The organism is Novosphingobium percolationis (assembly GCF_020179425.1).
Classification (GTDB): domain Bacteria; phylum Pseudomonadota; class Alphaproteobacteria; order Sphingomonadales; family Sphingomonadaceae; genus Novosphingobium; species Novosphingobium percolationis.
This window is the reverse complement of sequence record NZ_JAILYM010000021.1, coordinates 1-1918: the sequence shown is the minus strand read 5'-3', so window position 1 is coordinate 1918 and position 1918 is coordinate 1. Positions and strand designations below refer to the sequence as shown.

Annotated in this window: 1 protein-coding gene; it reads right to left on the bottom strand. The window is 61.0% G+C overall.

The genetic code is table 11. The annotated features are described in order from the left end of the window. Window positions 1–107: 107 nt before the first annotated feature. A complete protein-coding gene (locus K3A84_RS20220) occupies window positions 108–1754 on the bottom strand; it encodes an IS1634 family transposase (protein WP_099234654.1) in 1647 nt (548 codons plus the stop codon). Between the last annotated feature and the right edge of the window lie 164 nt (window positions 1755–1918).

Genomic DNA, 1918 nt, shown 5'->3' with positions numbered 1-1918 from the left:
CCCAACTTGAACAGTGCTTTTGGAAAAGGCATTTTTGTTCAATGACATGCACGCACCGGCGCGAGTGTTACCACTACATTTTTGGGTTTGGTTGAGCTTGCAGAGGCTTAGGTTCGCGGCGGCAGTTCGCTGATATTGGCCGGCAGCGCGATGCCGGTTGCCTTGAAGACATTCCCCACCTGGCCCGAAACGTGGGTGCGGGTGGTAATGACCTTGCCGTCCTTTTCGATGGTGGCTTCCTGAAGGCGATCGAGATCGTTGAGGAGCGGCTGCCATTCGGGCTGCAGGCCCTTTTCCTGACACAAGCGGGTCAGTTCCTTGGCCAGCGTCAGAGCGAGGAACGAGACAAACACATGGCCGCGGATAGCGGCATCGGACTGATGGAAGATGGGACGGGTATCGAAGCTCGCCTTGGCGACGCGGAACAGGGCCTCGACCTGAAGCAAATCACGGTAGCGGATGACGGCCTGTAGCGGAGTGATCCTGGCATTGGTGCGCAGCACGCTGATGCCGTCGTAGCGCGCCTCGTCGGCAAGCTTGCCCATGTCGATCTCGAAGGTCTTGCCGCTGGCCTTGAGATAGCGGCGATAGGCCGAGTTGCCGACCAGGGCCTTGTCGCCCTTCTTCAACTGGGTCTGGAGGCCATCGATGATCGCTTGCCGGTCGGCCTTGTCCTTCCTTGCCTCAGCTTCGTTGAGCGTGACGACGTAGCGCTGGGCATCTGCGCCTTTGCCAACGCGCACTTCCTTGACCCACAGCTGGGTGTCTCCTGCCTGTCGCTCGAGGACCAGGGGTACCATCGGAGCAGTGTCGGCAAGCACGACATCGCGGATGACGTTGCTGGTGCGCTCTCGCGCACCCAGGATGTATTCCATCCCCAGCTCTTCAAGGGCGGCGATCGTACCGGCACTGATCATGCCGCGGTCGGCCACGACGCACGAGCGGGTTATCCCAAAGCGGGTACGCAGGCGCGTGACGATGGGCATGAGCACCTTCACGTCGGCCGTGTTGCCCGGGACCATCTCGGTGCAGATCGGACGCCCCTCGGCGTCGATCACCACGGCCAGGATCATCTGGGCAAGCTCGGGCCGGTGGTCCTTGGAATGACCACGCCGACCCAGCGTGTCGCCGCCTGCACCGTAGAACGAGAGCGACGTCGTATCCATGAACACCAGGCTGAGATCAGTGAACAGGTCCCGCCGGCGATCGAACAGCTTCTCCTCGATCACGTCCTTCACACAGCGAGGTGCCAATGCGCCTTCTGCCTTCTCCTCGATCTCCTCGCCGAGCCAGGCCATGGCGCGATAGAAGTGATGGAGGGCAAGATCCTCGCTGCCGTCGATGGCGTAGCTCTCCATCCAGTCCAGGCAGGCTCGGTCCGAGCCTGAGACGAACAGGCGGTGCAGTGTAGCGACAAATACGGCGCGCTCCACGGCAAAGCCGAACTGGCGCCCTTCCAGCACCTCTTCCAATACAGCATCGATGCCAAGCCGCTGCCACAGGCGCCCGAACAGCAACGGGCCTCCGATCCTGCGGGCTACGATCCGGCCTGCATCGATATCGGACAGAATGATGCTGCGCTCTGCGTGACGTGCGATCGAGGCGGCCAGTCTGTCGAGTTCGCCACTTGCGGCCAGCGCATCCTTGCGGCCCAGAGCCTTGATCGTGCGCTGGCGGACAGTTTTGCCCTCGCGCACGCTCTCGACCAGGTAAAGATAGCGGTGGCCGCGCGCGACTCGTTCGACGACATACATGGCCAGGTTGTTACTGCCTGTACTCGTAAAGATAAACCAAACGGCCAGTTACAGGCAAAATGTTGTTAGCACATCCGGTTTTGCCCCCAAACCCACGCCTAGCAAAATCAAATACTTACCAGCTCGCGTTCCCTGCGTGTTCCGCCGGCACTGTTCAACTTGGG

Coding starts and splice junctions, on each gene's coding strand:
- K3A84_RS20220 (WP_099234654.1), bottom strand. CDS start 1,754: ATGTATGTCGTCGAACGAGTCGCGCGCGGCCACCGCTATCTTTACCTG.